Annotated in this window: 29 protein-coding genes; 18 read left to right on the plus strand and 11 right to left on the minus strand. The window is 63.0% G+C overall.

Annotated features, from left to right (window positions below):
- Nucleotides 1–55 precede the first annotated feature (55 nt).
- The gene (locus tag IVA95_RS38280; protein ID WP_247515246.1) at nt 56–1,147 is read right to left on the minus strand and encodes a hypothetical protein; all 1,092 of its coding nucleotides are present in this window, start codon (nt 1,145–1,147) and stop codon (nt 56–58) included.
- 231 nt (nt 1,148–1,378) lie between these two features.
- On the opposite strand from IVA95_RS38280, the gene IVA95_RS38285 reads away from it, so the two are divergent.
- The 3 genes from IVA95_RS38285 to IVA95_RS38295 all read left to right on the plus strand — a co-directional run bounded on the left by IVA95_RS38285 (nt 1,379) and on the right by IVA95_RS38295 (nt 3,872).
- Nucleotides 1,379–2,311: a cupin-like domain-containing protein gene (locus tag IVA95_RS38285; RefSeq protein ID WP_247515247.1), complete on the plus strand. Its 933-nt coding sequence runs from the start codon at nt 1,379–1,381 to the stop codon at nt 2,309–2,311.
- 12 nt (nt 2,312–2,323) lie between these two features.
- Nucleotides 2,324–3,511 (plus strand): GNAT family N-acetyltransferase, encoded by a 1,188-nt coding sequence (locus IVA95_RS38290; RefSeq protein WP_247515248.1) that lies wholly within the window; start codon nt 2,324–2,326, stop codon nt 3,509–3,511.
- 169 nt (nt 3,512–3,680) lie between these two features.
- Nucleotides 3,681–3,872 (plus strand): hypothetical protein, encoded by a 192-nt coding sequence (locus IVA95_RS38295; RefSeq protein ID WP_247515249.1) that lies wholly within the window; start codon nt 3,681–3,683, stop codon nt 3,870–3,872.
- Between the two features lie 145 nt (nt 3,873–4,017).
- Here the strand turns inward: IVA95_RS38295 and IVA95_RS38300 are convergent, their stop codons facing one another.
- The 4 genes from IVA95_RS38300 to IVA95_RS38315 form a co-directional block, all read right to left on the minus strand.
- Nucleotides 4,018–4,965: a DUF5996 family protein gene (locus IVA95_RS38300; protein WP_247515250.1), complete on the minus strand. Its 948-nt coding sequence runs from the start codon at nt 4,963–4,965 to the stop codon at nt 4,018–4,020.
- Between the two features lie 178 nt (nt 4,966–5,143).
- Nucleotides 5,144–5,743 carry an NAD(P)H:quinone oxidoreductase gene (wrbA, locus tag IVA95_RS38305; RefSeq protein ID WP_247515251.1) on the minus strand — a complete coding sequence of 200 codons (600 nt, stop codon included), beginning with the start codon at nt 5,741–5,743 and terminating at the stop codon, nt 5,144–5,146.
- 160 nt (nt 5,744–5,903) lie between these two features.
- Complete coding sequence (locus tag IVA95_RS38310) at nt 5,904–6,602, minus strand: pirin family protein (RefSeq protein WP_247515252.1); 699 nt, start codon at nt 6,600–6,602, stop codon at nt 5,904–5,906.
- A gap of 72 nt (nt 6,603–6,674) precedes the next feature.
- Nucleotides 6,675–7,427 (minus strand): SDR family oxidoreductase, encoded by a 753-nt coding sequence (locus tag IVA95_RS38315; RefSeq protein ID WP_247515253.1) that lies wholly within the window; start codon nt 7,425–7,427, stop codon nt 6,675–6,677.
- Nucleotides 7,428–7,544: 117 nt separating this feature from the next.
- Here IVA95_RS38315 and IVA95_RS38320 point away from each other — a divergent pair, with 117 nt between their 5' ends.
- From IVA95_RS38320 to IVA95_RS38330, 3 genes are all read left to right on the plus strand, one after another.
- On the plus strand, nt 7,545–8,459 hold the full coding sequence (locus IVA95_RS38320; protein ID WP_247515254.1) for a LysR family transcriptional regulator: 915 nt from the start codon (nt 7,545–7,547) through the stop codon (nt 8,457–8,459).
- Between the two features lie 245 nt (nt 8,460–8,704).
- Complete coding sequence (locus tag IVA95_RS38325) at nt 8,705–9,694, plus strand: tripartite tricarboxylate transporter substrate binding protein (protein WP_247515255.1); 990 nt, start codon at nt 8,705–8,707, stop codon at nt 9,692–9,694.
- A 125-nt stretch (nt 9,695–9,819) separates the two neighbouring features.
- Nucleotides 9,820–10,176 carry a hypothetical protein gene (locus IVA95_RS38330; RefSeq protein WP_247515287.1) on the plus strand — a complete coding sequence of 119 codons (357 nt, stop codon included), beginning with the start codon at nt 9,820–9,822 and terminating at the stop codon, nt 10,174–10,176.
- Here the strand turns inward: IVA95_RS38330 and IVA95_RS38335 are convergent.
- Genes IVA95_RS38335 through IVA95_RS38350 form a run of 4 tightly spaced genes read right to left on the minus strand, consistent with a single transcriptional unit; the run spans nt 10,161 to nt 13,158 of the window.
- Nucleotides 10,161–10,658 carry a YbaK/EbsC family protein gene (locus IVA95_RS38335; RefSeq protein WP_213247976.1) on the minus strand — a complete coding sequence of 166 codons (498 nt, stop codon included), beginning with the start codon at nt 10,656–10,658 and terminating at the stop codon, nt 10,161–10,163. The two genes, IVA95_RS38330 and IVA95_RS38335, sit on opposite strands and share 16 nt — an antisense overlap.
- Before the next feature lie 5 nt (nt 10,659–10,663).
- A complete protein-coding gene (locus IVA95_RS38340) occupies nt 10,664–11,410 on the minus strand; it encodes a haloacid dehalogenase type II (RefSeq protein ID WP_247515256.1) in 747 nt (248 codons plus the stop codon).
- On the minus strand, nt 11,407–12,228 hold the full coding sequence (locus tag IVA95_RS38345) for a dienelactone hydrolase family protein (protein ID WP_247515257.1): 822 nt from the start codon (nt 12,226–12,228) through the stop codon (nt 11,407–11,409). Before IVA95_RS38345 ends, IVA95_RS38340 begins: the two co-directional genes overlap by 4 nt.
- A gap of 45 nt (nt 12,229–12,273) precedes the next feature.
- On the minus strand, nt 12,274–13,158 hold the full coding sequence (locus IVA95_RS38350; protein ID WP_057838072.1) for an amidohydrolase family protein: 885 nt from the start codon (nt 13,156–13,158) through the stop codon (nt 12,274–12,276).
- 106 nt (nt 13,159–13,264) lie between these two features.
- Between IVA95_RS38350 and IVA95_RS38355 the strand changes: the two genes are divergently transcribed.
- The 4 genes from IVA95_RS38355 (at nt 13,265) to IVA95_RS38370 (ending at nt 15,375) form a co-directional block, all read left to right on the plus strand.
- The gene (locus tag IVA95_RS38355; RefSeq protein ID WP_247515258.1) at nt 13,265–13,741 is read left to right on the plus strand and encodes a MaoC family dehydratase N-terminal domain-containing protein; all 477 of its coding nucleotides are present in this window, start codon (nt 13,265–13,267) and stop codon (nt 13,739–13,741) included.
- A 13-nt stretch (nt 13,742–13,754) separates the two neighbouring features.
- Nucleotides 13,755–14,204, plus strand: coding sequence for a MaoC family dehydratase (locus IVA95_RS38360; protein ID WP_247515259.1), 450 nt, complete (start codon nt 13,755–13,757; stop codon nt 14,202–14,204).
- Between the two features lie 297 nt (nt 14,205–14,501).
- Nucleotides 14,502–14,627 carry a type B 50S ribosomal protein L36 gene (ykgO, locus tag IVA95_RS38365; protein ID WP_002718645.1) on the plus strand — a complete coding sequence of 42 codons (126 nt, stop codon included), beginning with the start codon at nt 14,502–14,504 and terminating at the stop codon, nt 14,625–14,627.
- A 148-nt stretch (nt 14,628–14,775) separates the two neighbouring features.
- The gene (locus tag IVA95_RS38370; RefSeq protein WP_247515260.1) at nt 14,776–15,375 is read left to right on the plus strand and encodes a tetratricopeptide repeat protein; all 600 of its coding nucleotides are present in this window, start codon (nt 14,776–14,778) and stop codon (nt 15,373–15,375) included.
- A gap of 337 nt (nt 15,376–15,712) precedes the next feature.
- On the opposite strand, the gene IVA95_RS38375 is transcribed toward IVA95_RS38370, so the two are convergent.
- Nucleotides 15,713–15,892 (minus strand): hypothetical protein, encoded by a 180-nt coding sequence (locus tag IVA95_RS38375; protein ID WP_213247988.1) that lies wholly within the window; start codon nt 15,890–15,892, stop codon nt 15,713–15,715.
- 263 nt (nt 15,893–16,155) lie between these two features.
- On the opposite strand from IVA95_RS38375, the gene IVA95_RS38380 reads away from it, so the two are divergent.
- Nucleotides 16,156–17,121 carry an alpha/beta hydrolase gene (locus IVA95_RS38380; protein ID WP_247515261.1) on the plus strand — a complete coding sequence of 322 codons (966 nt, stop codon included), beginning with the start codon at nt 16,156–16,158 and terminating at the stop codon, nt 17,119–17,121.
- A gap of 128 nt (nt 17,122–17,249) precedes the next feature.
- The gene (locus IVA95_RS38385) at nt 17,250–17,543 is read left to right on the plus strand and encodes an antibiotic biosynthesis monooxygenase (RefSeq protein ID WP_247515262.1); all 294 of its coding nucleotides are present in this window, start codon (nt 17,250–17,252) and stop codon (nt 17,541–17,543) included.
- A 307-nt stretch (nt 17,544–17,850) separates the two neighbouring features.
- Here IVA95_RS38385 and cycA read toward each other — a convergent pair whose 3' ends face one another.
- The gene (gene cycA, locus IVA95_RS38390) at nt 17,851–18,243 is read right to left on the minus strand and encodes a cytochrome c-550 CycA (RefSeq protein WP_247515263.1); all 393 of its coding nucleotides are present in this window, start codon (nt 18,241–18,243) and stop codon (nt 17,851–17,853) included.
- A 225-nt stretch (nt 18,244–18,468) separates the two neighbouring features.
- On the opposite strand from cycA, the gene IVA95_RS38395 reads away from it, so the two are divergent.
- The 6 genes from IVA95_RS38395 (at nt 18,469) to IVA95_RS38420 (ending at nt 25,517) form a co-directional block, all read left to right on the plus strand.
- On the plus strand, nt 18,469–19,962 hold the full coding sequence (locus IVA95_RS38395) for an FAD-linked oxidase C-terminal domain-containing protein (RefSeq protein ID WP_247515264.1): 1,494 nt from the start codon (nt 18,469–18,471) through the stop codon (nt 19,960–19,962).
- 367 nt (nt 19,963–20,329) lie between these two features.
- Nucleotides 20,330–21,568, plus strand: a complete 1,239-nt coding sequence (locus IVA95_RS38400; protein WP_247515265.1) for an FAD-binding protein — start codon at nt 20,330–20,332, stop codon at nt 21,566–21,568.
- Nucleotides 21,565–22,875 (plus strand): glycolate oxidase subunit GlcF, encoded by a 1,311-nt coding sequence (glcF, locus tag IVA95_RS38405; RefSeq protein ID WP_247515266.1) that lies wholly within the window; start codon nt 21,565–21,567, stop codon nt 22,873–22,875. The genes IVA95_RS38400 and glcF overlap by 4 nt, the downstream gene beginning before the upstream one ends.
- 216 nt (nt 22,876–23,091) lie before the next feature.
- Nucleotides 23,092–23,451, plus strand: a complete 360-nt coding sequence (locus IVA95_RS38410) for a hypothetical protein (RefSeq protein WP_213248000.1) — start codon at nt 23,092–23,094, stop codon at nt 23,449–23,451.
- A gap of 498 nt (nt 23,452–23,949) precedes the next feature.
- Nucleotides 23,950–24,939 (plus strand): TorF family putative porin, encoded by a 990-nt coding sequence (locus IVA95_RS38415; RefSeq protein ID WP_213248002.1) that lies wholly within the window; start codon nt 23,950–23,952, stop codon nt 24,937–24,939.
- 176 nt (nt 24,940–25,115) lie between these two features.
- Nucleotides 25,116–25,517, plus strand: a complete 402-nt coding sequence (locus tag IVA95_RS38420; RefSeq protein ID WP_247515267.1) for an HPP family protein — start codon at nt 25,116–25,118, stop codon at nt 25,515–25,517.
- Nucleotides 25,518–25,573 lie beyond the last annotated feature (56 nt).

A 25,573-nucleotide genomic window follows, 5' to 3' on the forward strand; every position in this document is an offset into this window, starting at 1 on the left:
AGCAGCGCACCACGCCGCAAAGGCGGCGCGTTGCGCTGCGTCCGGGGAACGCAGCTCACAATTGCGCCCGCACCGCTTCGGCAACATCCTTCCACCAGCCGTCGAAATCGAACGGCAATGGCACCGGCGGCCGCTTTACCACCGCGGCAATCCGGTCGGCATAGGCCTCGTTGTCCGAGCCGCGCGCGACCAGCACGACAGCGCCGCGGCTGATCAGTTCCTTGAACCGCGGATGATGGTCGAATTCCTCGGGCAGCGCAGGCCCGGCGACGATCAGCGGATGGCCGGATTGCACGCAGGCGAGGATGCTGGAGCGCCGCGCGGTGATCCCCTCGTCAAGCGGATAGCAGAATACGTCGATCTCGCTGAACAGGCCGAACACCTCGTGATCGGAGGCGACGAAGCCGGAGACGATTACATCTTCGGCAATGCCGAGTTCTCGGGCGCGGGCATGAAACTCCTCCTCGACCTTGTCGACGCCGCGAATGAAGGAGCCGATATAGACGAGCAGCGGCTTGAGCCCGCGTTGCTTCAGGATGGCGCCGATCTCGAGCAGCGCATTGGGTTGCTTGCTCGGATAGATCGATCCGAAATGACCGATCAAGAGCCGCCCGTCGCCTTTGGCGGTGATGAGGCGATGGCGCAATTTCGAGTCCTCAATGCCTGCCGGGGCTTCAATGTTCGGCGGCAGCGGCGCCAGCACGATTTTTTTCGCGGTCCAGCCGAGCAGGCGATCGTCGGCCAGCTCGCGCCGGACCAGCGGCGAGAACATGATGATGGTGTCGGCCAGCAGCAGCGCCGGAATGTAGGTGATGCGGCGCAGCCAGTGCAGCCCGCCCCATTCGTGTTGAATCAGGATAATTTTGCGCCGGCGCAGCCAGCCAATCGCCAGCGCCACGAGCGGCGCGAAGATCACGCGTTTCCAGGCCACGATCGGGAAGTTGCAGACCACGCTTTGCGCCACGCCGACCGCGTGCCAGATCTCGGTCAGCGAACCCTCGCTGCGCGTCAGGGTGAACGTCGCGCTAGCGCCGGGCTCGAGCTTTTCGATCGTCTCCTGCAACAGCCGGGTGAACTGACCGATGCCGCAATGCATCTGCGGTCCTGCGCCGAGAAACAGCGCCCGATATCGGGTTTCTCCAGTCATCGTGCGGCGGCGGGTTTCCAGGGACTATCGGCGTTAGCCATACCTGCCAGACATTAGCTTCCGGTAAGCGGCGGCCTCCGCCCGGCACCGTTCTTGCCAATTCTACCGTGAAGATCGTCCGGCCGTCTCATAACGGGACATCGGGCGGTCACGCATGGCGCCAAGCCGCGATTTCGGGACAGCCGGAATAGGCCGTGCGCCAGGCAACAGGAAGTCAGCAGGAGCGCGGCGATGACGGGCAAGATCTTCAGCACATGGGATGAGACGCATTCCGAGCTTTGGAGCCATCAGCCGATCCGGCTGCAACACGAGATGCACAAATCGCCTGCCTTCTCGATGGACGAACTCGCCCAACTGATCGAGAGCTATCCACGCGAGCACTACAGCCTGGTGAAGACCGGGGCCAAGGGCTCCAGCCGGGTGTGGCGTGAGGGCGATATCGGTAACCTCTCCGGCCGGCAGGTCATCGAAGCGATTTCCCGCGGCGGGCTCTGGCTCAACATGCGCGATGTCGGCGCGGTCGACAGCCGCTACCGCAAGCTGATCGACCGGATGTTCGGGGAGATCGCGGCCAAGGTTCCTGGGTTCGTAGTGCCGCACCACCAGGCCGGCATTCTGGTCTCCTCGCCGGACGCGCAGGTTTATTATCATGCCGACTTACCCGGGCAGGGTCTGATCCAGATCGCCGGCCGCAAGCGGGTCTACGTCTATCCGAACACGCCGCCGTTCCTCAAGCCGGAGCACCTCGAGGACATCGCGCTGTTCGACGTCGAGGTCGATCTGCCCTATGCGCCCTGGTACGACGCGCATGCGCAGGTGTTCGACCTCGAGCCCGGCCAGATGCTGAACTGGCCGCTGAACGCGCCGCACCGCGTCGAGAATCTCGGCACCGTCAACATCTCGATGACGGTGTCATACGGTAACGACGACATCCGTCGCGCCCAGATCATTCATCTCGCCAATGGCCTGCTGCGCCATCGCTTCGGTTACGCGCCGAAGAGCCGCAATCTGCGCGGACTGTCCTTCCTCGCCAAGAAGGTGGTGCAGAAGCTGGTGCGCGACAGCAAGTGGGTTAAGCGCGAGCGGAGTGCCCGCCGCGCGATCGATTTCCGCCTCGATGCGAACGAACCCGGCAAGATCGTCGATCTGCCGAAGGCGGCATAGATCACAACGCCGATGACAGTGCTGACGACCAGTGCGGGGCAATTGGCGGCGCGCGCAACAAGCCATGCGGCCGGATTCCGCGTCGAACTGGTGCGCGACTGGCAACAGGCCGTCGCGCGCTGGCGCGACATCAGCCCGTCGACGCCGTTCCAGCACCCGCAATGGTATGACGCCTGGTACGGCGCCTTCGCCGCGGCCGAGGGCGTGGCGCCGTTGATCGCGATTGTCACAGACGCATCGAGCGGCGAGCCGGCAGCGTTGCTGCCGTTGATCCGCCGCCAGCAAGGCAAGATCGCCATCGTCGAATTCGCCGATCTCGATTTGACTGATTACAACGCGCCGATCCTGGGCAGCGCCGCGCCTCGCGATGCCAAGATGGCGCGCGCGCTGTGGCGCAGCCTCTCATCGGCGCTGCAGCGGATGCCCGACGCGGCCGATCTCATCCGCCTTCGCAAGGTGCCTGTCGATCTCGACGGCAAACCCAATCCTGTTGCCTTGCTCGACGCTGCCGGAGCGTGCTCGCTCAACGGCAATCTCGTCACGACGGGCGAGGACTACGACGCCTGGCGCCACTCGCTGGGAAGGACCGTGCGCAAGGAGCTGGAGCGGAGCTGGCGCGTGTTCACGCGCGACCCGGCTGCGTCCTTTGCGATCGTCACCGATCCCGACGAGGCTCTGCGGATTCTCTCGACCACCGAGGTGCAGCAGGGTACGCGAATGCAGAGCCTCGGGCTGAATTACATCCTCAATGACGAAGCCTGCGCGGCGTTCTACCGCAACCTGGTGCGCGACGGCGTCGGCACCGGCTATGCGCTGGTCTCCTCCCTCGCAGTCGGCGACGAAATCGTGGCGACGCTGCTCGGCATCAGGACCGGCTCACGTTACGTGATGATCCGCATCAGCAATGCCGGCGAGAAATGGTCGAACTGTTCGCCGGGCCGGCTGATCATCGAGCGCACCATGGCAGCTCTGCACAAAGACGGCGTGCGCCAGTTCGACTTCTCCATCGGCAATTACGCCTATAAGCGCCGCTTCGGCGTCACGCGCGTGCCGCTGATCGACGTCAGCGCCGCCTTGAGCTGGCGCGGATGGCCGTACGCCTTGCGCGATCGCGCGGTACGAGAATTGCGCAATTATCCGCGGCTCGACCTCCATGTGAAGCGCTTGCTCGGAAAGCCACTGTCGCGCGAAAAGAGCTGACACAATGTTGCCGCACGGGAACAGCCGTGCAAATCTGCAACACATGCCAGGATTGTGCAGCCGTTCCTGCTGTGTTCGCGAGAGTTGATGATCGGCTTCGCCGCACGCGCGTATGCTGCGCTTCGGGTGGAAGGGCTACTCGTGAATTGCTGCCGTGGGGAGAGCCAACATGCCAGCCTATATTCATCATGATGGCATTGAGCCGGGTTTCGTCCTTTGTCCGAGCTGCGTCGGGCTACCGATGTTCGTTCGGGACGTCGAACCGCATTGGAACCAGGCAAAGATTGACTTCACCTATGAATGCGCCGATTGCGGCGCCGAAGTCCGGCAGACCGTCGTGAAGCCGGAACTGCCGCATTGAGGGCGCGAATTCTGTAGGGTGGGCAAAGGCGCGTTGCGCCGTGCCCACCATATCTTCGGCGAAGTAGAAAGATGGCGGGCACGCGGAGCCTGTCATCAGGCGCGCGTTCGCGCGACCGTTGGCTTTGCCACCCTACACAGCAGCTTCAAACCCGTCTCACCACGCCGGGCTGCCCGGAATCGCATTCCAACGCGTCGCGATCCCAATTTGCCGCGATTGCCGCGGCCTCATAGGTGCTGTGCAGGAAATCGAACAGCGCCTTGTCGGGATCGGCAGCCGTCCGGACAGCGTCGTACGGCAGAATGAATTCGCCTAGCGCTTCGCTGAAGAACGCCGCGTCCGGTTGCACCTTCGCCGCGCGAAAACCCGGCGGCTCGGGATAGGCATAGGAATAGAAGGCGGGATAATCGATAGCGCCACCGCCCGGCCAGAACCCGGCGCTGCTGACTTCGTGTGAATAGGCTTCATGTGCAACCGCGTCGGGCAAATGTGGCACGCCGCCGGGATGGCGTGGCGCGCGGCGTCCCGAGAAGCGCGTCACCGCGAGATCGAAACTGCCCCAGAAGAAGTGCACCGGGCTCGTCTTGCCGAGAAAGCTGGTGCGGAACTGTTTGAAGACGCGATCGCTAGTGACGAGGATTTGCAGGAAGCGTCCGACAGCATCTGGATCGTAGGAGGCGTGCACGGTGTCCTCGGAGAATTTTATCGGATCGGGCAGCTCGTTCGGCATCTCGTCGATGGCAACGGCAATGCCGAGTTCGCTAAGCGCGGTAAGCGTGGCGGTGTAGAAGCTTGCGACGGAATGACCCGGCAGCGCAAAGTGCCGCTGAGCGCCGTCGCTGGTCGAGATGCGCAAGAGGTGGTCGATGAGTTCGAAATCGATCTGGAACGTTCGTGCGCCGTCGGGCACTGGCGATGTCGTCAATCCGCGCGGCGTGACATAAAGCGCCACGTGCCAGGAATGATTGAGCCATGGCGATTTGGCGAGGCGGATCTTGCCGACGATCTGGGTCCAGAGATGTAGCGTCGCATAAGTGTCACGCCATGCCGCGGTCGGCAATTCCGGCCACGGGACTTGCGAATTGTTGCTCATGCTGGAACCTTTGCGTGCCGACCGGAGGTCGAAGGCCTATCACGAATTCAACAGGCGTTTAGAAACCATGCCTCACGATTTCGTGCATTTCGGGTAGCGCCGCGCCATGACCTGCAGCGACCGGCGTGCCAGTTGCGAAAGGGCGGCATTCGTAAGAGAGAACGCCGCCCATATCGCATCAGCCATGCAGTTTGCTGGCGGTCTCCGCGATCACGCGCCCCTGATAGCGCGCGCCGGCGAGTTCGTTTTCGCTCGGCTGGCGGCTGCCGTCGCCGCCGGTGATCGTGGTGGCGCCATAGGGCGCGCCGCCGGTGATTTCGTCGAGCTTCATCTGGCCGGCAAAGCCGTAGTTCAGGCCGACGACCGTCATGCCGAAATGCAAGAGGTTGGTGATGATGGAGAACAGCGTGGTTTCCTGACCGCCATGCTGGGTCGCCGTCGCGGTGAAGGCGCCGCCGACCTTGCCGTGCAGCGCGCCCTTGGCCCAGAGCCCGCCGGCCTGGTCGAGGAAGTTCGCCATCTGTGACGCCATCCGGCCGAAGCGGGTGCCGGTGCCGATGATGATCGCATCATAATTGGCGAGGTCTTCGATCGTTGCGATCGGGGCGGCCTGATCAAGCTTGTAATGCGAGGCCTTGGCGACCGCTTCAGGCACGAGCTCCGGCACGCGCTTGATGTCGACGGTGGCGCCGGCCTTGCGCGCGCCTTCGGCTACGGCATTCGCCATCGCTTCAATGTGACCGTAAGCGGAATAATAGAGCACGAGTACTTTGGCCATGGTGGGGTTCCTTCGGTTTTGAAGATGTGTTCGTTGTGAATTGTGAGGTGTCATTGCCGGGCTTGACCCGGCAATCCATCGACCTTCGAAAGAGTCTCGCGCGGAGGATGGATGCCCGGGTCAAGCCCGGGCATGACGGGGAGGGTGTGTCGGCTTGGCCTTACGCCGCGTCGACCAGCACCAGTTCGGTATCTTCCAGCGCGGTAATCGTCAGCTTCGCTTCGTCGCGGATCGCAGCACCGTCGCGGGCATTGACGCGCACGCCGTTGACTTCGACGCTACCGGCTGCCGGCACCAGATAAAGGTGACGCGCCTTCGCCGCCTCGTATGCTGCGCTCTCGCCCGCCTTCAGCGTGGTGGCGAGCACCCGCGCATCGGCGCGGATCGGCAGCGCGTCCTTGTCGCCTTCGATGCCGCTGGCGATGGTGACGAGCTTGCCGGAACGATCCGACTTCGGAAACGGTTTTGCGCCCCACGTCGGCTGGCCGCCCCTTGTCGTCGGCTCGATCCAGATCTGGAAGATCTTGGTCTTGCTCGGCTCCAGATTGTACTCGGAGTGACGAATGCCGCTTCCGGCGCTCATCACCTGCACGTCGCCGGCCTCCGTCCGGCCCTTGTTGCCGAGCGAGTCCTGGTGCGTGATGGCGCCTTCGCGGACATAGGTGATGATTTCCATGTTGGCGTGCGGATGGGCGGGAAAGCCGGTGTTCGGCGCGATCTCGTCATCGTTCCACACCCGCAAGGAGCCATGGCCCATATTCTCGGGATCGTAATGGCTGCCGAACGAGAAGTGATGTTTTGCTTTCAGCCAGCCGTGATCGGCGCTGCCGAGTTTTGCAAATGGTCTGAGTTCGATCATGGGATATTCCTTCGTTGAAAGTTTTTGAATTAAGGGGCCGGGCGGCATGCGCCCGGCCGCGCTGGATTTGAGTTATGCGCCGAAGCCGCCATCGACGTTGAGCACCGTGCCGGTCACGAAGGAAGCTTCGGGGCTCGCGAGGAACACGACGCCGGCTGCGATTTCTTCCGGCTTGCCGAAGCGCTGCAGCGCGTGCTGCTTGCGCTGGAGGTCGGCGAAGTCGCGGTCGTCATCCGGGTTCATGTCGGTGTCGATCGAACCTGGCTGCAGCACGTTGACGGTGATGCCGCGGGGGCCGAGGTCGCGCGCGGCGCCCTTGGTGTAGCCGACGACGGCGGCCTTGGTGGCGGCGTAGTCGGCAAGGCCCGGGAACGACGCGCGGGTCGCGATATCGGAGCCGATCGTGACGATCCGGCCGCCTTCGCCCATCAGCTTCGCCGCCGCGCGAATTGCAGTGATCACGCCATCGACGTTGACGGCGCTCTGCCGGGCCAATGCTGCGGTATCCGCATTCGGATCATCGACCGCCCCGCCGACGGCAACGCCGGCGTTATTGACGAGGATGTCGAGCCGGCCGAAATCCTTCGCGACGTTCTTCACCAGTTGATCGACGTCGGCGGAGGACGCCTGGTCGGCCCTGTAGGCGCGGGCGTTGACGCCTTTGGTCTTCAGCTCGGCGACGACCGCTTCCGCCTTGTCGGGGGAAGCGACATAACTGATGGCGACGTTGGCGCCTTCTGCCGCGAGGGCGCGGGCAGACGCCGCGCCGATGCCGCGCGAGCCGCCGGTGACGAGGGCTACCTTGCCTGAGAGCTTCTTGGTCATTGGATTTCTCCGTTGCTCGAATTCCGATGACCATTGGATATGTCTCCCGGCGTGGTATAGAAATAGAAACTATTGAAACTCATTGTTTCAAAAAAAGTGCTCTGAGGGACCGAGCCGATGTCCAAACTCCCGGATTTCGAGGCGCTGGCGATTTTCGCAAAAGTCGTGGAATTACGGTCGTTTGCAGCGGCCGCAACCGAGCTGGCGCTGTCCAAGGCTACCGTCTCCAAAGCCGTAAGCCGGCTGGAGCAGCGGCTCGGCGCGCGGCTGTTCAACCGCACCTCGCGGCGGCTGGCGCTGACCGATGCCGGGCAAAGGCTCGCCGAGCGCGCTACGCGCCTCCTGGCCGATGGTGAGGACGCCGAGAACGAAGCCCTGTCGCAATCGATGGCGCCGCGCGGGCTCGTGCGGCTCGCGGTGCCGATGACGTTCGGAGTGAAGGCGGTGGCGCCCATCTTGCCCGAGTTTCTCGCGGCTTACCCGGAAGTCTCGATTGACCTTCATTTGAGCGACGCGACGGTGGATCTGATCGGCGAAGGTTTCGATGCCGGTCTGCGCATCGCGCGCCTGCCGGACTCGTCGCTGATCGCGCGGCGGCTGTGTGCCATGCCGCGCTACACGGTCGCGGCGCCGTCCTATCTCAAGCGTCATGGAAGACCGACGCATCCGATGCATCTGGCGGAGCATAAATGCTTCGGCTACGCCTATCTCTCGACGGCAAGCGTCTGGCACTACACCAATGCGTCAGGCGAGCAGGCGAGTGTTCGGCCCGCGGGGCAGCTCCGCGTCAATAATGGTGAGGCGGTGTTGCCTTCCGTCATCGCAGGGCTCGGAATCGCCGACCTGCCGGACTTCATCATCGGCGACGCCATCGCTGCCGGCAAAGTCGAAGTGATCCTCAAAGGCTGGAAGCAGCCGGAGGGCGCGGTGCATCTGGTCACCCCGCCCGGCGGCCCGAGGCCTGCCCGCGTCGAAGTGCTGGCGGAGTTTTTGATGAAGCAGTTTTCGAAGGCGAAGAAGCGGAAGCCGTGAAGTGTGCGCTTACCCTCCCCTGGAGGGGGAGGGTCGACTCACATGGAGCGCAGCGAAATGTGAGACGGGGGTGGGGTGATCTCTCCCCTCTGGCACTGTGGCCGTGGAGAGACCGTCACCCCACCCCGCCGCTACGCGGCGACCCTCCCCCTCCAGGGGAGGGTGAGACGACGCGCACTATCGCCATATGCTTTGTATCGGCTAGGCTGTGCCCAATAACGAAAATAAATCGGGAGGCTTCTACCATGAACCGCCGCGAACTTCTGAAAGCCGCCGCTGCATTGCCGCTGGCGCACACCGCGCTCTCCGACAACGCCTTGGCGCAAAGCCCTTATCCCTCGCGCAACATCACCATGATCGTGCCGTTTCCGCCCGGCGGGCAAGCCGACCTCGCGGCGCGGCCGATCGCGCAGGCGCTGGAGCGGATCCTCGGCAAGCCCGTCATCGTCGACAACCGCGCTGGCGGCGGTGGCGGATCGGTTGGCAATGCGGCGGCGGCGCGCGCCGAGCCCGACGGCCACACGTTGTTGATGACGCTGTCCTCGCTCGCCGTGCTGCCGGAAGCCGACCGGTTATTCGATCGTCCGGTGGCGTATGAAGTCTCGCAGTTCGCGCCGATCGCGCGCGTGCTCGCCGATCCGACGCTGCTCGCCGTGCCGGCATCCGCGCCGTGGAAGACGCTGCAGGAGTTCGTCGACGATGCCAAGAAACGTCCGGGGCAAATTCCGTACGGCTCGTCCGGTCCCTACGGCACGCTGCATGTGGCGATGGAGATGTTTGCCGCGAGCGCCGGCATCAAACTGCTGCACGTGCCGTTCCGCGGCGCAGGGCCGGCGTTGACCGCACTCTTGAGCGGCACCGTGCAGGCGGTGGCCTCGGCGCCGGGCACGCTGAAGCAGCAGGTTGACGACGGCAAAATGCGCGTGCTCGCCAATTGGGGCGCCGAGCGCATCAAGAGTTTTCCCGATCTGCCGACCTTCCGCGAACTCGGCTACAAGGATGTCGAGTTCTACATCTGGGCGGGACTGTTCGCGCAGAGCGCGTTGCCGGCTCCGATCATGACGCGGCTGCGCGAAGCGATGGCGGAAGCGGTGAAAGCGCCCGAGGTGGTCAAGACCTATGAAACCGCCGGCAGCCCCGTCGCCTACCTGGACGCGCCGGAATTTGCAAAATTCGTCGCGGAAGACAGCGCACGGCTGGTCGCGGCGGTGAAGAAGATCGGCAAGGTGGAGTAGGGAACCCGCTTCACATTTTTTTGTTCGCACTAACGTCGCGTGGCCGCATTCATTCGGCAGGCTCAATGCCCGTCGCCGCGCGGAGCTTCCGCGCCTGTGAAAATCAAAAAGAAGGGGACCTGTCCATGCAAACGCAGCGGATCGTCCTTGCACTCGTCCTCGCGATCGGCGGCGGAACCGGCGCTGCCGTTCCCGCTTTTTCGCAGGAATATCGCGGAACCTGGGAACAGCAGATGGCCTGCACGCCCGACGTCTGGCGGCTCTGCGGTGACCAGATCCCCGATGTCAGCCGGATCGTGGTCTGCTTGCGGCAGAATACGCCGCAGCTCTCTCCTAATTGCCGTGCGGTGTTCGAATCGCAGGCTGACGCGCAGCCGGCGCCGCGCGGGCTGCAACAAAACGCGCCACGTGCCCGCGCCCCGCAGCCGCAGGTGGTACGTCCGCGGCCGATGCAGCCCCCACCTTATTATGAGGAACAGTAGGCCGGAGTTTCCTGCTCCCGCCTGAGCTCGCAGACGTCGACCCACTCAGCGCCGGTTAGCTCGGCCATGCGCGCAGGTGTGATCTTCACTGCGCTGTGGGTCGAGCCTGCGGCCGGCACCACGATGTCGAACGCCTTCAGCGACACGTCGCAATAGACCGGCAGCGGCGTCTTCAGCCCGAACGGACAGACGCCGCCGACTTCATGGCCGGTGATTTCGGCGACCTCCTCGAGGCCGAGCATTTTCGGCTTTCCGCCGAACAGTGCCTTCACCTTCTTGTTGTCCATTCGCGATGTGCCGGCCGCGACGATCAGGACGACGCGGTCGCCGATCCGCAAGCTCAGCGTCTTCGCGATCCGCGCCGGCTCGACGCCGTAAGCCTCCGCCGCCAGCGCGACGGTGGCTGAACTCATCTCGGATTCGATGACGGAGATTTCGGGCGCCTTTTCTGCAAAGAAGGCGCGCACGGACTCTAGACTCATCTTGTTCAGGACCTTTGCGCAGACACCAGTGCGGGAAGCTCGGAGAGGCTGTGGATGCGATGATCGGGCTCAAACCCCAGCTCATCCATCTGGGTGCGCAATATCTTGGACATCGTCAAGGGCGGCAGCGTCTCGCTTTCAAGGCAGGCCAGCGCCATCGCTTCCGGCGTCACCCGCTCGATCCAGGCGACGTTGAGCCCGAACGCCTTGGCGCCGCAGGCGTCCCAGGGATTGGAGGAGATGAACAGCACCTCGGCAGGCGGCACGTGCAGCACCTCCTCGATCAGCGCATAGGCCTCGGGGCTGGGCTTGAAGATCTTCTTCGCGTCGACGCTGATGGTGGCGTCGAGCACGCGGTCGAGCCCGCTGTTCTGCACCAGCGCGCCCAGCATATCGGGGCTGCCGTTGGACAGGATTGCGAGCTTGCGGTCCTTCATCGCCGATAGCGCCGCAAGCGCATCCGGATAGAGATCGAGATGCAGATACTTCTCGATGATGCGCGCGAAAGCATCGTCGTCATATTGCAGCCCGAGGCTGCGCAGCGTGTAGGCCAGCGAGTCGCGCGTGGCGGCCGAGAAATCCTGGTAGCGTCGCATCAGCGAACGCAGCCAGGTGTATTCGAGCTGCTTGATGCGCCAGACCTGGGTGATGATCCCACCGTAGCCCGGGAACGCATCCTCGGTGACGTCGGCCACTGATTGGACGTCGTAGAGCGTGCCATAGGCATCGAAGACAACGGCTTTGATGGTCACTGTAACAACTCTTTCGTGCCGATCGTCGCGCCGAGAAATTCGCGAAGTGCCTCGGACGCTTGATCCATTACCGACTGGTTGAATTCGAGGTGATGCCCTTCGATCGGAATTTTTGGATTAGGCGCATCGAAGGCGTGATAGGCGCCGGGATAGACGATCAGTTTGACCGGGGCGCCGCGCTCCTGCCGTGAAATTCCCCAGACGTCACGGCCGTCCACCATATTGCGGCAGTCCTCGGCGGGCGTCCAGTCATCGAGTTCGCCGATCAGAATAAGTGTCGGCACAGTCATGTAGCCTTTGAAGCTGCTGCAAGGTGGATAGAAAGCGATAGCCGCCCCGAACTTGTGCGGCGATGTCTTTTCGAAGGGGCCATGTTCGACCGCCCTGAGCGCTGTCGCGCCACCGCGCGCGAAACCCAGCACCGCGACGCGGGCGGGATCGACGGATGGAAGTTGTACCAGAAACTTCAGGGCCCGGTAGGCGTCCCTGTCCACATCATGGGGAGTGGTGTTGTGGCAGCTATCGATGCCGCGCGGACCCAAGCTATCTACTGCCAGAGTCACGTAGCCCCACGCCGCGATTCGCTTTCCCCAGCGCTCGTCGGTCCGCTGCCAGTTTCCGTTGCAGCTGTGCAGCAGGATGACGGCGGGCGAAGGGCCCGCGTCGGTGGTTTGCCTCAGGTAACCCTGAAGCGGCTGTGAGCTGGCAAGCGGGCTTTCGATTTCAACGACGATCGCGGGCTTGTCAGCCGCAAGGCAATCGGCCGCGCTTCCGATCAGAAGCGCGGTGACGAAAGCGATTTTGTCGAGCTTCGCCACGGACCATCCTCGTGCTCAATAGTCCGCCTGCAATAGGACGTCGCACTATATACCCAAAATCTTTCTTGCGTTGGCTTTCATCACCTTCGGCCTGATCTCCTCGCGGATCTCGAGCTTGGCAAAATCCGCCAGCCAGCGGTCCGGCGTGATCACCGGCCAGTCCGAGCCGAACAGCATCTTGTCCTGCAAAATCGAGTTGATGTAGCGCACCAGGATCGGCGGGAAATATTTCGGCGACCAGCCGGAGAGGTCGATATAGACGTTGGGCTTGTGGGTCGCGACCGACAGCGCCTCTTCCTGCCAGGGGAAGGAGGGATGCGCGAGGATGATCTTGAGGTCGGGGAAATCAGCCGCGACATCGTCCATGTACATCGGGTTGGAATATTTCAAGCGCATCCCCATGCCGCCAGGCATGCCTGAGCCGACACCGGTCTGGCCGGTGTGAAACAGCGCGATCGCGCCGCCGTCATTGATTGCTTCATAAAGCGGATAGGCCATGCGGTCGTTGGCGTAAAAGCCCTGCATGGTCGGATGGAATTTGAAGCCGCGGACGCCGTATTCCTCGATCAGCTTGCGCGCCTCGCGTACGCCAAGCTTGCCCTTGTGCGGATCGATGGAGACGAACGGGATCAGGACGTCGAGATGGTCGGACGCGACCTCCAGCATTTCGTAGTTGTTGTAGCGGCGGAAGCCGGTCTCGCGCTCGGCGTCGACCGGGAAGATCACCGCCGCAATGTTCTTCGAGCGGTAATAGGCCGCCGTCTCCGGCACCGTCGGCGGATGCTTGTGCGGCGATTTGAAATATTCTGCCATGCGCTCCTGAAAATCGTCATAGCCGTCGTCGCCATGCAGGCCGCAGGGCTCTTCCGCATGGGTGTGGATGTCGATCGCGACGACTTTCTCGATATCGGGCAGCTTGAGCTTGGGCATCTGGGTTTCCCGCCGGCTTGATTTTTGGGTGTGGAAAATTGATTATACTATATAACGAATTCCGCAAGGCGGCAGAAACAAAAGACGGAAAATAAGGGAGCACGGCATGGCCAAAACGCAGGCCTTCGAGACCGATTTCTGGAAAGACGCCAACTTAAGAAAGGTTTGGGACGACATCGTTCCCGGCGAGCCGCGCAAGACCATTCCCTACACGCTGACGAAAGAGGCGATCGAGCTGTACTGCAAGTCGGTCGGCGAAACCCATCCGATCTATTTCGATGAGGCCTACGCCAAGACCACGCGCTATGGCGGGCTGATCGCGCCGCCTTCGATCCACATCCTCTTGATGTTTTCCTGCACGCCGGCGGATGACTGGATGCGCTCGCCCGGTACCGTCAATGCTGGGCAGTCCTGGAGCTACAACATTCCGGCGCGGCCGGGCGACGTCATTACCCTGCAGGCCCGCGCGCTCGACAAGTTCATCAAGCGCGAGCGGCTGTTCGTGGTGCATGACAACGTGTTCTTTAATCAGAACGGCGACGTAATCTGTTCCGGCCGTGGCTGGACGATTCGGCCGATGTGAGCGGGAGGTTGCGATGACCACGACGTTCGAAAAGCTCAGAGCCAGCGATGCCATCGACGGTCCCGCCTTCGCGGTCAGCCGCGAATCCATTCGCCTGTTCTGCGACGCCTCGCTCGACTACAACCCGCTGCATCTCGACGACGAATACATGAAGGGCAGTTTCGGCAAGACCAATTTCGGCGGCATCATCATGCACGGCATGAACAATTTCGGCCTGATCTCCCGCATGATCACCGACTGGGCGTACCCTGCAGGCGCGATCCACCGCCGGCTGGAGACGCGATGGGTCAAGCCGGTCCGGCCCGGCGATACCATCCAGCCAACGGGAATCATCAAGGCCAAGCAGGTGACCGAAAAATCCCGCTGGGTGTTGATCGACGTGGTGGTGAAGAACCAGACGGGCGAAAAGGTCGCGACCGGCGAGGCTCTGGTCGAATTTCCGCGCGATCTGTTTTGCCAGTGAATCAGGTGTTGGGCCGCTTCCGCAGCGGTCATTCCGGGCTGGCCCGAAGGACCAGACCCGGAATCTCGAGATGTTCGATGCTGCGCATCGCCCCGGAATGGCGGCTATTTTCCGGGGGGCCTGCAGCCAAGAGGCCCCGAAACGGCCCTTCCGCATTGACATCCGGTGCCACCTTGCCCTAGAAACCGCCCCGTCCCGGGCGGTTGGCCGCTTTTCGGGATTAATCCCATTTTGCCACTTTCGGGTAGCTCAGGTTCGGGCCTCCAGCACGGCCTTTCAAAGCATCAGGATTGTCCCATGAAGGTCCGTAACTCCTTGAAATCGCTGCGCGGTCGCCACCGCAACAACCGCCTGGTCCGCCGCAAGGGCCGGGTGTACGTGATCAACAAGGTGCAGCGCCGCTTCAAGGCCCGCCAAGGTTGATCCTGGCGCTGAGCCGGCTTTTTTCTTCGCTTCACGGGTCTTTGACGATCTGCTGCTTTGCGGCGCGATTTTGTGCGTCTAGACTTGTCCCATGGTTTTGAGATTCCCGGGCGCCTGTAATTGCCGGATTGTGGTTCTCGCTGCTGCCATGGCAGCCGTACCGGTGGCTGCGTTTGCCCAGAACGACCCCAGGGTCATTCCCCCGCCGAAAACCGAGAAGAAATTGCCGGAAGCGCCGAGCAAGCTTCCCAAGGTCGGCGCTGACCGCACCCGCGGGCTGGATTTCCTGTTCGGTGCCCTGAAAGCTGCCCCCGATGAAGCCAGCGCCAAACACGTCGAGGCGCGGATCTGGGCGCTGTGGATGCAGACGCCGAGCGACACGGCTGCACTGTTGATGCTGCGCGCCAAGGCCGCGATGGACGCGCAGAAGATCGACGTCGCGCTGAAGTTGCTGGATTCCCTCGTCAAGCTGCGCCCCGATTACGTCGAGGCATGGAACCGCCGGGCCACGCTGTACTACCTGAAGAACGACTATACCCGCTCGCTCGAGGACATCCGCCAGGTGCTGACGCGCGAGCCCCGGCATTTCGGCGCACTGGCCGGGCTCGGCATGATCATGCAGGAGATCGGCGACGAAAAGCGCGCGCTGGAAGCGTTCCGCAAGGCGCTGGCCGTCAATCCGCATCTCGAGAAGGTGCCGGAACTGGTCAAGACGCTGACCGAAAAGGTCGAAGGCCGCGATATCTGACCTTCGCGGTTTAACCCCGGTTTCCGCAACTTGCATCAGGCAGTAACGTCGCGCCGTTGCGCGCTATCATGGCTGACTGCGTGACACAGCGAGCGATGAAATCACTGCTGCTAGCCGGCGCGATGCAATCCCGTCGTCGACGCCCAGGTCGGCGGAAAGATCAGATTCGGCGCCCGACCTTACAAGTCGCTCAACGCTGCCAAGCTGGCCCGTTCGACCCATCAGCCAATGCCCGGCGGTGGACGAGCCGCCCGCAGAGACGCCGGAAACGAGCACTGATCCAACCAGAGTGCTCTTGAGCCGTTTTGCGCTTGGAAAACGCGCCGGCCCACAAGACCTAGTGTATGGCGTTGCTGCCGCGGGCCAGACCGTCGAGGCCTACCGCAGCGTAGATTTGCGCCAACTCCGTCTCAAGCTGCTCGTTGACCCGCAGCAGTGCCTTGAGTGCGCCGCGGATGTCGCCATTGCAACTCGCTACGATCTGATCGATGGCGGCTTCGCTTGCGTCGGAAATCATGGGTAGTCCTCCGATGATACGCTGGAACAATTTGTAGTGAGCGACCCTGTTCCTGTGGATGTCGGGTACAGTGCAGGCGCTTGGCTACCCCCTAATCAGGCACGCGCACACGTGGCGAAAGTGGCAACGTCACTGTACAAATTTGCTGATGACGTCAGTATGACCCCGCTATCCACAGGGTTGGCCCCCTGTGGACAATCTCCGAATCCCGTGCCGGTCGGGGCCGTAGCTCGCTGGTGCAAAAAATCAGCCGGAAACTCTCGATGTTGGTGGTGATTTTAGTGGCGGCGCTGGCGGTGCTAGCGCTGATCACGCAAGCCGGCGTTTTTCTCGCGCAGCGGGCCCATCCGGCCCAGGGCAGGATGGTCGAGGTGGCGGGCGGGGCGCTCCATATTCTCGATATCGGCCCGCGCGATGCAGCGGGGCCGCCGGTCGTGATGCTGCACGGCGCCAGTTCCAACCTGGAAGTGATGCGGCAGCCAGTCGGGGAGCAGCTTGCCAGAAAGCACCGCGTGATCCTGATCGACCGTCCCGGGCATGGCTGGAGCACCCGCGCCCGCCCTGAGGACTCCACGCCCGAAATTCAGGCCCGCATGATCGAGGAGGCGCTGACCAAGCTTGGCGTCGGCCGAGCGATCTTCGTGGCGCATTCCTGGGCCGGCGCGTTGGGGGCGCGCATCGCGCTGGACTACCCACAGGCGGTCGCCGGCTTGGTGATGCTCGCGCCGGTGGCCTATCCCTGGCCCGGCGGCGTCGGGCGCTACAACAAACTGATCGCCACGCCAGTGGTCGGACCGCTGTTCGCCTACACCATCACGCTGCCGCTCGGAATGCTGCTGGCGGATTCGGGCGCGCGCGGCGTGTTCCTGCCGCAAACCATGCCGGACGGTTTTGTCAAAAACACCGCCACGCCGCTGTTGCTGCGGCCGCGCGAATTCATCGCCAATGCGCGCGATCTGGTGACGCTGAAAGCGGCGGTGGCCGAGCAGGCGCCGCGCTACGGCGAGATCAAGGCGCCCGTCACCATCATCACCGGCGACGCCGACAAGACGGTATCGATCAACATCCACTCACGGCCGTTCGCGGCGGCCGCCCCGAACGTGAAATTGATCGTACTGCCGGGCGTGGGTCACATGATTCAGAATGCGGTTCCCGATCTCGTCATCACCGAACTGGAGGCAATGATAGGCGCATTGCCGCCGAGTGTGGCGGCCGCAGCGGCGCCTTGAGCGTGCGCGTGGCCCGACGGCATCGGATGAGATACGATCAACGTGCGCGGGATTCCGCTGCTCGTCCCGCGAGGGATGAAGCCTAGGAGTTGCGATATCGGGCAGCTTACCTTCGAAGGGAGAGCCCCATGTACGCCGCCATTCGTCAGGGCAAGGCCAAGCCCGGCAAGGCAGAAGAGCTGACACGCAGAATCAAGGAGGGCGCGATTCCCGTCATCAGCGGCGTCGAAGGTTTCATGGGCTATTACGTGGTCTATGCGCCCGACGACACCGTGATCGCGATCAGCCTGTTCAACAATTTTGCGGCCGCCGAGGAATCCAACAAGCGCGCGCTGGCGTGGATCGAGCACGACCTGGCGCCGCTGTTGACCGGGCCGGCGACCGCCTTGGCCGGGCCGGTGATCGTGCACACGCTGGCTTGACGGTGCGAGTGCTGGAACTCTCGCAACCAGAGCAGGGCTGCATTCTTCACCCTCCCCTGGAGGGGTCCGAGACGAGCGAAGTTCGCTCGTGGGTCGCCGCGTAGCGGCGGGGCGGGGTGACGGTCTCTCCACAGCCAGCAGTGACCGAGTGGAGAGATCACCCCACCCCGTCTCACATTCCGCTGCGCTCCATGTGAGCCGACCCTCGAGCGAGCTTCGCTCGTCTCGGACCCCTCCAGGGGAGGGTGGGACGACACGAGAGGCTGACTCAAAGCTGCTCGATGGATACGAGCATGAGGCCTAGGTTTTATTTCTGCTTCCCGTCCTTGTCGAAGGAGGCGATATAGGCCCAGAGATCGCCGGCCTCTTTCTCGTTCTTGATACCAGCGAAGATCATCTTGGTGCCGGGAATTTTTGCCTTGGGGTCCTTGATGTATTCGAGGAACACATCCTTGCCCCAGGTGATGCCGGAATTCTTGTTGGCTTCCGAATAGGAATAACCTTCGATGGTGCCGGACTTGCGGCCATCGAGCCCGTTCAGTACCGGGCCGACCTTGTTCTTGGCGCCCTCGCCAATCGCATGGCAGGCCAGGCATTTGTTGAACGAGGTTTTGCCCGCGGCGACGTCCTGCGCCAGCGCGCCCGATGCCGCGGCCAATGAGGTAACGACGACCAGGGCGCTCAAAGTCGATGTTTTCATGTGGTGCTCTTCGTTTCTTCCCAGGGAGGCGGATTTCTTGTGGCAGGCCCGCTTGGATTGGACAAGCCACGAAACTTTGACAGGTTTCACCATTGCCGACTTGTCCCAGAGAGAACTGATCATTTTAAGCGTGGCAATCCGACCTTCGGATAGCCTACCCAAACCCTGGTAGACGTGCTTGATTTGCCACCACAAATCGTTATTCGCCGGGCCTGGAGGACTCGCATGGCCATCATGATGCCGGCTTCCGATCAGGCGGTTCTGGAACGCCGGGATGCCATCGTCGCCGCTCTTCGCGCGATCGTGCCGGGCGAGGGCGTGATCGACAGCGCGGCCGAGATGCTGGCCTATGAGTCCGATGGTCTCACAGCCTACCGGCAGCCGCCGATGGTCGTGGTGCTGCCCGACACCACGGAGCAGGTCTCACAGGTCCTGAAATACTGCTTCGAACAGGGCATCAAGGTGGTGCCGCGCGGTTCCGGCACGTCACTGTCAGGCGGCGCGCTGCCGCTCGTGGACGGCGTGCTACTGGGCTTGGGCAAGTTCAAGCGCATCCGCGAGATTGATTTCGACAACCGCGTGGTGGTGACCGAACCCGGCGTCACCAACCTCGCCATCAGCCAGGCGGTGGCGCATGCCGGTTTTTATTACGCGCCTGATCCCTCCTCGCAGATCGCCTGCTCGATCGGCGGCAATGTCGCGGAGAATTCCGGCGGCGTGCATTGCCTGAAATACGGCATGACCACCAACAACGTGCTGGGCTGCGAGATCGTGCTGATGTCCGGCGAGATCCTGCACATCGGCGGCAAGGCCGCCGAAAATTGCGGCTACGATTTGATGGGCGTCATCACCGGCTCGGAGGGCCTGCTCGGCGTCATCACCGAGATCACGGTGCGAATCCTGCAGAAGCCGGAGACGGCCCGGGCGCTAATGGTCGGCTTTGCCGAGGTCGAGGCCGCCGGCGAATGCGTCGCACGAATCATCGGCGCCGGCATCATTCCGGGCGGCATGGAGATGATGGACAAGCCGGCAATCCACGCCGCGGAAGCTTTTGTTCACGCCGGCTATCCGCTCGATGTCGAGGCGCTTCTGATCATCGAGCTCGATGGTCCAAGCGTCGAGGTCGACGAATTGATCAAGCGGGTCGAGGCGATCGCGCAAGGCTGCGGCTCGACGAGTTGCCAGATTTCGACGTCGGAGGCTGAGCGCAACCTGTTCTGGGCCGGCCGCAAGGCGGCGTTTCCGGCGGTGGGCCGGATATCGCCCGACTATCTCTGCATGGATGGCACCATCCCGCGCGGCGCGCTGCCGAAGGCGCTCGCGCGCATCCGCGACCTCTCGGTGAAATACGATCTGCGCGTCGCCAACGTGTTTCACGCCGGCGATGGCAATCTGCACCCCTTGATCCTTTACGATGCCAACAAGCCCGGCGAGATCGAGCGGGCGGAAGCCTTCGGCGCCGATATCCTGCGGGCCTGCGTCGAATTCGGCGGCGTGCTCACCGGCGAGCATGGCGTCGGTATCGAGAAGCGCGATCTGATGGGCGAGATGTTTACCGAGATCGACCTCAACCAGCAGCAGCGCCTGAAATGCGCCTTCGACGCGCAGGGCCTGCTCAACCCCGGAAAAGTGTTTCCGACGCTGCACCGCTGCGCCGAACTCGGCCGCATGCATGTTCACGCCGGCAGACTGGCGTTTCCGGATATTCCGAGATTTTAGTGATGAACAAAGTCATGCGCACATTCGAGCGGTTTATTCATGAACACCGCCCGTGCGGCTTACCCCTCTCCCCAACCCTCCCCCGCAAGGGGGGAGGGAGCCCGAAGAGCGTACTCACCTCACTTTGCCTCATGGCTTCAGCGTCTTGCGGAGGAACAGGAGAATCGCAGCCCGTCAGGGGCGCACGGGCGGATGGGCTCCCTCCCCCCTTGCGGGGGAGGGCTGGGGAGAGGGGTAAGCCCCGGGCGCTGACGGGAGACAGGCAGCGACTCTGTATCAGCAAACCTCGGGCGAGGATCGGCGAAATTGATCGCTTTGTCCTGGTCCACCATCACACCGTAGACGGCGTGTGCAATTCAGGTGCGCCGTGGACACGTTAAGAGTCCGTGACGCCAAGGACGTCGAGGAGATCGTGCGCGCGGCGATCGGCAATGAGCAGCCGCTGGAGATCGTCGGCCAAGGCACCAAGCGTGGCATCGGCCAGCCGATGGCGACCAATGCGGTGCTCGATGTGTCGGCGCTGAACGCCGTCAGCGCCTATGAGCCGAACGAGCTGATCATCACAGTGCAGGCCGGCGCCCCGCTCGCCGACGTGCAGTCGCTGATCGATTCCAAGAACCAGCAATTCGCCTTCGAGCCGATCGATACGTCGGCGCTGACAGGCGTGTCCGGCAATGGCACCATCGGCGGTATGATCGGCTCCGGTCTCGCCGGTCCGCGCCGCATCAAGGCCGGCGGCGTCCGTGATCACCTGCTTGGGGCGCATGCGGTGTCCGGCTTCGGCGACAGCTTCAAGACCGGCGGACGGGTGGTGAAGAACGTCACCGGCTACGATCTCTGCAAGCTCCTGGCGGGGTCGTGGGGCACACTGGCCGTGATGACGGAAGTCACCCTCAAAGTGATGCCCAAGCCTGAGAGCGAGCGCACGCTGGTGCTATCCGGGCTCGATGATGTGGCCGCGAACCGGGCGATGACCGCGGCACTCGGCTCGCCGTTCGACGTCTCGGGCGCGGCGCACCTGCCGAATTCGGCGTTCCGCCCCGCGACCGGCGCGCTTGCAGATATTGCCTCTCAGGGGCGGGCGGCCACGCTCTTGCGGCTTGAAGGCATCGCAGCTTCAGTCGCGGATCGCGCCACTTCGCTGGGCAAAACGCTGGCGCCATTTGGCCCGGTGGAAATGCTGGAGGACGCTGCCTCGGCAACACTCTGGAGCGCGATCCGCGATGTCGAACCTTTCGCCGCAAGCGGCGCGCTGGGCGCTTGGCCGGTGTGGCGAATCGTCTGTCCACCGGCGTCCGGCGGCGCGCTCGGACAGGCGCTGGCGCGCGAGACCGGGGGTGACGTGATCTATGATTGGGGCGGCGGCCTGATCTGGGCTGCGCTGCCGCCCAAGCCGGACGCGCTGGCCGCGATGGTGCGTCAGCGCGTCGAGGCGGCCGGCGGCCACGCTTCGCTGATCCGCGCGTCCGAGGAGACCAGGCGAAATGTCGACGTCTTCCATCCGCAATCCGGCGGCATCGCCGCGCTGAGCGAGCGCGTGCGCCACAGCTTCGATCCGAAAATCATCCTCAACCGCGGCCGGATGGTGAGGGTATCTGCGTCATGAAAACCGAGTTCTCCCTTACGCAACTGGCCGACCCCGACATCGCCGAAGCCGACAAGATCCTGCGCGCCTGTGTGCATTGCGGCTTCTGCACCGCGACTTGTCCGACCTATGTGCTGCTCGGCGACGAGCTCGATAGCCCGCGCGGGCGGATCTACCTGATCAAGGAGATGCTGGAAAAGGGCCGTCCGCCGACAGCGGAGGTGGTCAAGCATATCGACCGCTGCCTTTCCTGCCTCGCCTGTATGACCACCTGTCCGTCCGGCGTGCATTACATGCACCTGGTCGATCAGGCGCGGGTCCGGATCGAGAGGGACTATTCGCGGCCGGTGGCCGAGCGGGCCTTGCGCGCGGTGCTGGCGCTCGTGCTGCCGCGGCCAGAGCTGTTTCGCGCCAGCATGATCATGGCGCGGCTCGCCCGCCCCTTTGCAGCCCTGCTGCCGGCGAAGGCGGCTGAGACCCCGGGCCTGATGCGGCGGATCAAGGCGATGCTGGCGCTCGCGCCGAAGCGCCTTCCTCCGCCGGGCCCCTCGGGCGGCAGCGTGTTTCCGGCCCAGGGCGAGAAGCGCGGGCGGGTCGCGCTATTGCAGGGCTGTGCCCAGCAGGTGCTGGCACCGCGCATCAACCAGGCTGCCATCAATCTCCTGACGCGCCACGGCATCGAGGTCGTCCTGGTCAAGGACGAGCAATGCTGCGGCGCGCTCACTCACCACCTCGGGCAGGACGGCGACGCGCTGGCGCGAGCGCGTGCCAACATTAAGGTGTGGAAAAAGGAAGCGGAACAAGACGGCCTCGACGCCATCCTGATCACGGCGTCGGGCTGCGGCACGGTCATCAAGGACTATGGTTTCATGCTGCGCGAGGATCGCGATTTCGCTAGCCCCGCAGCGCAAATCTCCGCGTTGGCAAAGGATATCACCGAGTATCTCGCCGGCATCGCGCTCACGCCATCGAGCCAGAAAGGCGACGTAACGGTGGCCTATCACTCGGCCTGTTCGCTGCAGCACGGACAGAAAATCACAGCCCTTCCGAAAGAATTGCTTTCCAAGAATGGATTCGTGGTGAAAGATGTACCTGAGAGCCATTTGTGTTGCGGTTCGGCGGGGACCTACAACATTCTCCAGCCCGACATTGCGAGCAGGTTGCGCGATCGAAAGGTTGCCAACATTGCGACAGTCAAACCGGACATGATCGCTGCAGGCAATATTGGATGCATGGTTCAGATTGCCGGCGGTACATCAGTTCCTGTGGTGCACACGATTGAGCTTCTCGATTGGGCGACGGGAGGTCCCAGGCCAGGATTGAATTGATCGATCGGCCCTTGAGCATGATCCGGAAAGCCTGCTCCGCGCCTCGATAGCGGATGGCATCCGGTTTTCCTCGGGACAGGCGCGCTAGGCGTCTCGCCCGAGATCATGCCCAGACAAGGATGGAGCGGGAGGGCACTTCGAAGAAGTGTCGTCCCGGTCTAGCCTGCGGATTAACGAAGCGCTCGGCAGCATGGACAGCGCAACAGGAGGACTACGATGGCGAAGAAGAGTAAGAAGGCGAAGAAGGCTAAAAAAGCCAAGAAGGCCGTAGCAGCGAGGAAGAAGTCCGCCAAGAAGTCGGCGAAGAAGGCTGCCAAGAAATCGGCGAAGAAGGGCGCCAAGAAAGCGGCGACGAAATCCGCCAAGAAGGCGGCCAAGAAATCAAAGGCCGCACCGAAGAAGGCTGCAAAGAAGAGCCCGGCCAAGAAAAAGAGGGCGGCCAAGCCTGCCGCTCCCAAGGCGGAGCCGGCGGCGCCTGAGCCGGAAGCCGAGGCGACGGCGTCTGCTCCGAGTTGGGCTTCCCCGGAGCCGTCTAACCCGTCGTGGAGCTCCTCAAACGGCGGCGACCAGCACTAGAGCATGATCCGGAAAAGCGGGTACCGGTTTTCCGAAAAGATCATGCTCAGACAAAAAGCTAGAGCGGGATGACGATTCGAAGAAAAGTCATCCCGCTCTAACTCGCTCGCCGAGACGATATTTCGAAAGGCCGCAGTGTCCACCGCTGCGGCCTTTTTCGTGAGGACTGCCCAGGTGATTGGAGCGGTATTTTCACGGGCGGGCTGATTCGCGAGAGCCGCCCTCCGGTGTGTCGCCGGTGCCGCCCTTTCCGGTCAGGACGCCACCGGGGGATCCGGGAACCCGTAAAATTGTTGTGAGAATGCAACACACGCGGAGAAGATTTCGTGAAACGTCACAAACGCCCAAAAAGGCGGCACGTGCTTGACTTTTTTGCTTCACGACAATGATGCCGCGGCCCACTCTGTGACCACGTTAAGACATTTGGCCGCAGTCGGTTATCGCTTGCCCTTGGGGGGCGCCGGAACGGGACTGTCTAGAAGGGTGATGGGGATCGACATGAAGAAAGTGGCTTTGTTGGCAACGGCGCTGGCAATGGTTTCCGGTTCGGCTCTCGCTGCGGATCTGCGGGTGAAGGCCGTCAAGGCGCCGCCGCCGGTCGCCTTTGATCCCTGGGATATCGCCTTCGGCGCCGGGATCACCAACGACTACATCTTCCGCGGCATCACCCAGTCCAACCACAAGCCGTCGGTCAACGTCTATTTCGAGCCGCGCTACAACGTCACCAAGGACTTCCAGCTCTATGTCGGTCTGGCCGGTGCGAGCATCTCCTTCCCGAACCGTGCCGCGGCTGAAATCGACGCCTATGGCGGCGCCCGCCTGACGGTCGGCCAATTCGCCTTCGACGTCGGTGCCTGGGGCTACATGTATCCGGGCGGCACCTGCCATTACGGTGCGGCAACGGACACTGCGGGTGTGCCGCTCAGCAACGAATGCCAGGTCAATGCCCTGCTCAACGGCAACGTCATCAAGAAGGACCTCAGCTTCTTCGAGGTCTATGGCAAGGTGAACTACACCTTCAACGACAACTTCTCGCTCGGTGGTAACGTCTATTATACGCCGAGCTTCCTGAACACCGGCGCCGAAGGCACCTATGCGTCGATCATCGGCAAGGCGATTGCGCCGAGCGCCTGGTTTGGCGCCAGCGGCATCGGCATGTATGTGTCCGGTGAATTCGGCCGTCAGTGGCTCGGCACCTCCGACTCCTTCTACGGCGTGGCCGCGTTCCCGAACGGCATCAACTATGCCGATTACAACACCTGGAACATCGGCATTGGCTTCACCTACAAGGTGTTCACGCTGGACTTCCGTTACTCCGACACCAACCTGTCGCAGGGTGATTGTAACGCCTTCACGAGCGATCATACCGCGACGTTCAACGGCAGCTTCACCCCAATCAATCCGTCTGGCGTCGGCTCCAAGTGGTGCGGCGCCGCCGGTATCGTCAAGCTCTCGGCTGACCTGACCGCGATGACCAACCTGAAGTAAGATCTTTCTTCCTGTCGAAGACGAGGGGCGGCAGGCAATCTGCCGCCCTTTTCTTTTGGTAGCGCAGATGAAACGGGATTGGCGGCGCGGCGTATCGGGCGATCTCCCGCAACGATCACCGCAACGTTCTGGCGGGCGCGGTCGCAGGCCTCGGCGGCGCGATCGCCATCGGCGCCATGGAGTGGTTCTCGCTCGCCTTGCATTGTCCGCTCGCCGTGATTCCGTTTGCCACCTCGATCGTGCTGGTGATCGGATCGCCTGACGTGGCGCCGGCGCAGCCGCGCGCCCTGATCGGCGGTCATGTGGTGTCGGCCCTGGTCGGCCTCGCCGTGCTGAAGCTGACGGGACCGCAGGCCTGGGCGGCGGCCGCCGCCGTCGGCCTGTCGATTCTGGCGATGTACGTCACCGGGACTTTTCACCCGCCGGCGGGCATCAATCCGCTGCTGGTGGTCTCCGGCAATCTGCCCTGGACGTTCCTGCTGGCGCCGGTGCTGGCCGGCGCGCTGCTGCTAACCGCATTCTCCTACATCTGGCACCGCTGGGTGCGCCGTCAGCCATGGCCGCGGCGCTGGCTGTAGGAAAATCGTAGCCCGGATGGAGCGGAGCGTAATCCGGGAACGTCTCTCCGCAGTGA

Origin of the sequence: Bradyrhizobium sp. 157 (assembly GCF_023073815.1) — a bacterium.
Classification (GTDB): Bacteria; Pseudomonadota; Alphaproteobacteria; order Rhizobiales; family Xanthobacteraceae; genus Bradyrhizobium.

Coding starts and splice junctions, on each gene's coding strand:
- IVA95_RS38280 (WP_247515246.1), bottom strand. CDS start 1,147: ATGACTGGAGAAACCCGATATCGGGCGCTGTTTCTCGGCGCAGGACCG.
- IVA95_RS38285 (WP_247515247.1), top strand. CDS start 1,379: ATGACGGGCAAGATCTTCAGCACATGGGATGAGACGCATTCCGAGCTT.
- IVA95_RS38290 (WP_247515248.1), top strand. CDS start 2,324: ATGACAGTGCTGACGACCAGTGCGGGGCAATTGGCGGCGCGCGCAACA.
- IVA95_RS38295 (WP_247515249.1), top strand. CDS start 3,681: ATGCCAGCCTATATTCATCATGATGGCATTGAGCCGGGTTTCGTCCTT.
- IVA95_RS38300 (WP_247515250.1), bottom strand. CDS start 4,965: ATGAGCAACAATTCGCAAGTCCCGTGGCCGGAATTGCCGACCGCGGCA.
- wrbA (WP_247515251.1), bottom strand. CDS start 5,743: ATGGCCAAAGTACTCGTGCTCTATTATTCCGCTTACGGTCACATTGAA.
- IVA95_RS38310 (WP_247515252.1), bottom strand. CDS start 6,602: ATGATCGAACTCAGACCATTTGCAAAACTCGGCAGCGCCGATCACGGC.
- IVA95_RS38315 (WP_247515253.1), bottom strand. CDS start 7,427: ATGACCAAGAAGCTCTCAGGCAAGGTAGCCCTCGTCACCGGCGGCTCG.
- IVA95_RS38320 (WP_247515254.1), top strand. CDS start 7,545: ATGTCCAAACTCCCGGATTTCGAGGCGCTGGCGATTTTCGCAAAAGTC.
- IVA95_RS38325 (WP_247515255.1), top strand. CDS start 8,705: ATGAACCGCCGCGAACTTCTGAAAGCCGCCGCTGCATTGCCGCTGGCG.
- IVA95_RS38330 (WP_247515287.1), top strand. CDS start 9,820: ATGCAAACGCAGCGGATCGTCCTTGCACTCGTCCTCGCGATCGGCGGC.
- IVA95_RS38335 (WP_213247976.1), bottom strand. CDS start 10,658: ATGAGTCTAGAGTCCGTGCGCGCCTTCTTTGCAGAAAAGGCGCCCGAA.
- IVA95_RS38350 (WP_057838072.1), bottom strand. CDS start 13,158: ATGCCCAAGCTCAAGCTGCCCGATATCGAGAAAGTCGTCGCGATCGAC.
- IVA95_RS38355 (WP_247515258.1), top strand. CDS start 13,265: ATGGCCAAAACGCAGGCCTTCGAGACCGATTTCTGGAAAGACGCCAAC.
- IVA95_RS38360 (WP_247515259.1), top strand. CDS start 13,755: ATGACCACGACGTTCGAAAAGCTCAGAGCCAGCGATGCCATCGACGGT.
- ykgO (WP_002718645.1), top strand. CDS start 14,502: ATGAAGGTCCGTAACTCCTTGAAATCGCTGCGCGGTCGCCACCGCAAC.
- IVA95_RS38370 (WP_247515260.1), top strand. CDS start 14,776: ATGGCAGCCGTACCGGTGGCTGCGTTTGCCCAGAACGACCCCAGGGTC.
- IVA95_RS38375 (WP_213247988.1), bottom strand. CDS start 15,892: ATGATTTCCGACGCAAGCGAAGCCGCCATCGATCAGATCGTAGCGAGT.
- IVA95_RS38380 (WP_247515261.1), top strand. CDS start 16,156: ATGTTGGTGGTGATTTTAGTGGCGGCGCTGGCGGTGCTAGCGCTGATC.
- IVA95_RS38385 (WP_247515262.1), top strand. CDS start 17,250: ATGTACGCCGCCATTCGTCAGGGCAAGGCCAAGCCCGGCAAGGCAGAA.
- cycA (WP_247515263.1), bottom strand. CDS start 18,243: ATGAAAACATCGACTTTGAGCGCCCTGGTCGTCGTTACCTCATTGGCC.
- IVA95_RS38395 (WP_247515264.1), top strand. CDS start 18,469: ATGGCCATCATGATGCCGGCTTCCGATCAGGCGGTTCTGGAACGCCGG.
- glcF (WP_247515266.1), top strand. CDS start 21,565: ATGAAAACCGAGTTCTCCCTTACGCAACTGGCCGACCCCGACATCGCC.
- IVA95_RS38410 (WP_213248000.1), top strand. CDS start 23,092: ATGGCGAAGAAGAGTAAGAAGGCGAAGAAGGCTAAAAAAGCCAAGAAG.
- IVA95_RS38415 (WP_213248002.1), top strand. CDS start 23,950: ATGAAGAAAGTGGCTTTGTTGGCAACGGCGCTGGCAATGGTTTCCGGT.
- IVA95_RS38420 (WP_247515267.1), top strand. CDS start 25,116: ATGGAGTGGTTCTCGCTCGCCTTGCATTGTCCGCTCGCCGTGATTCCG.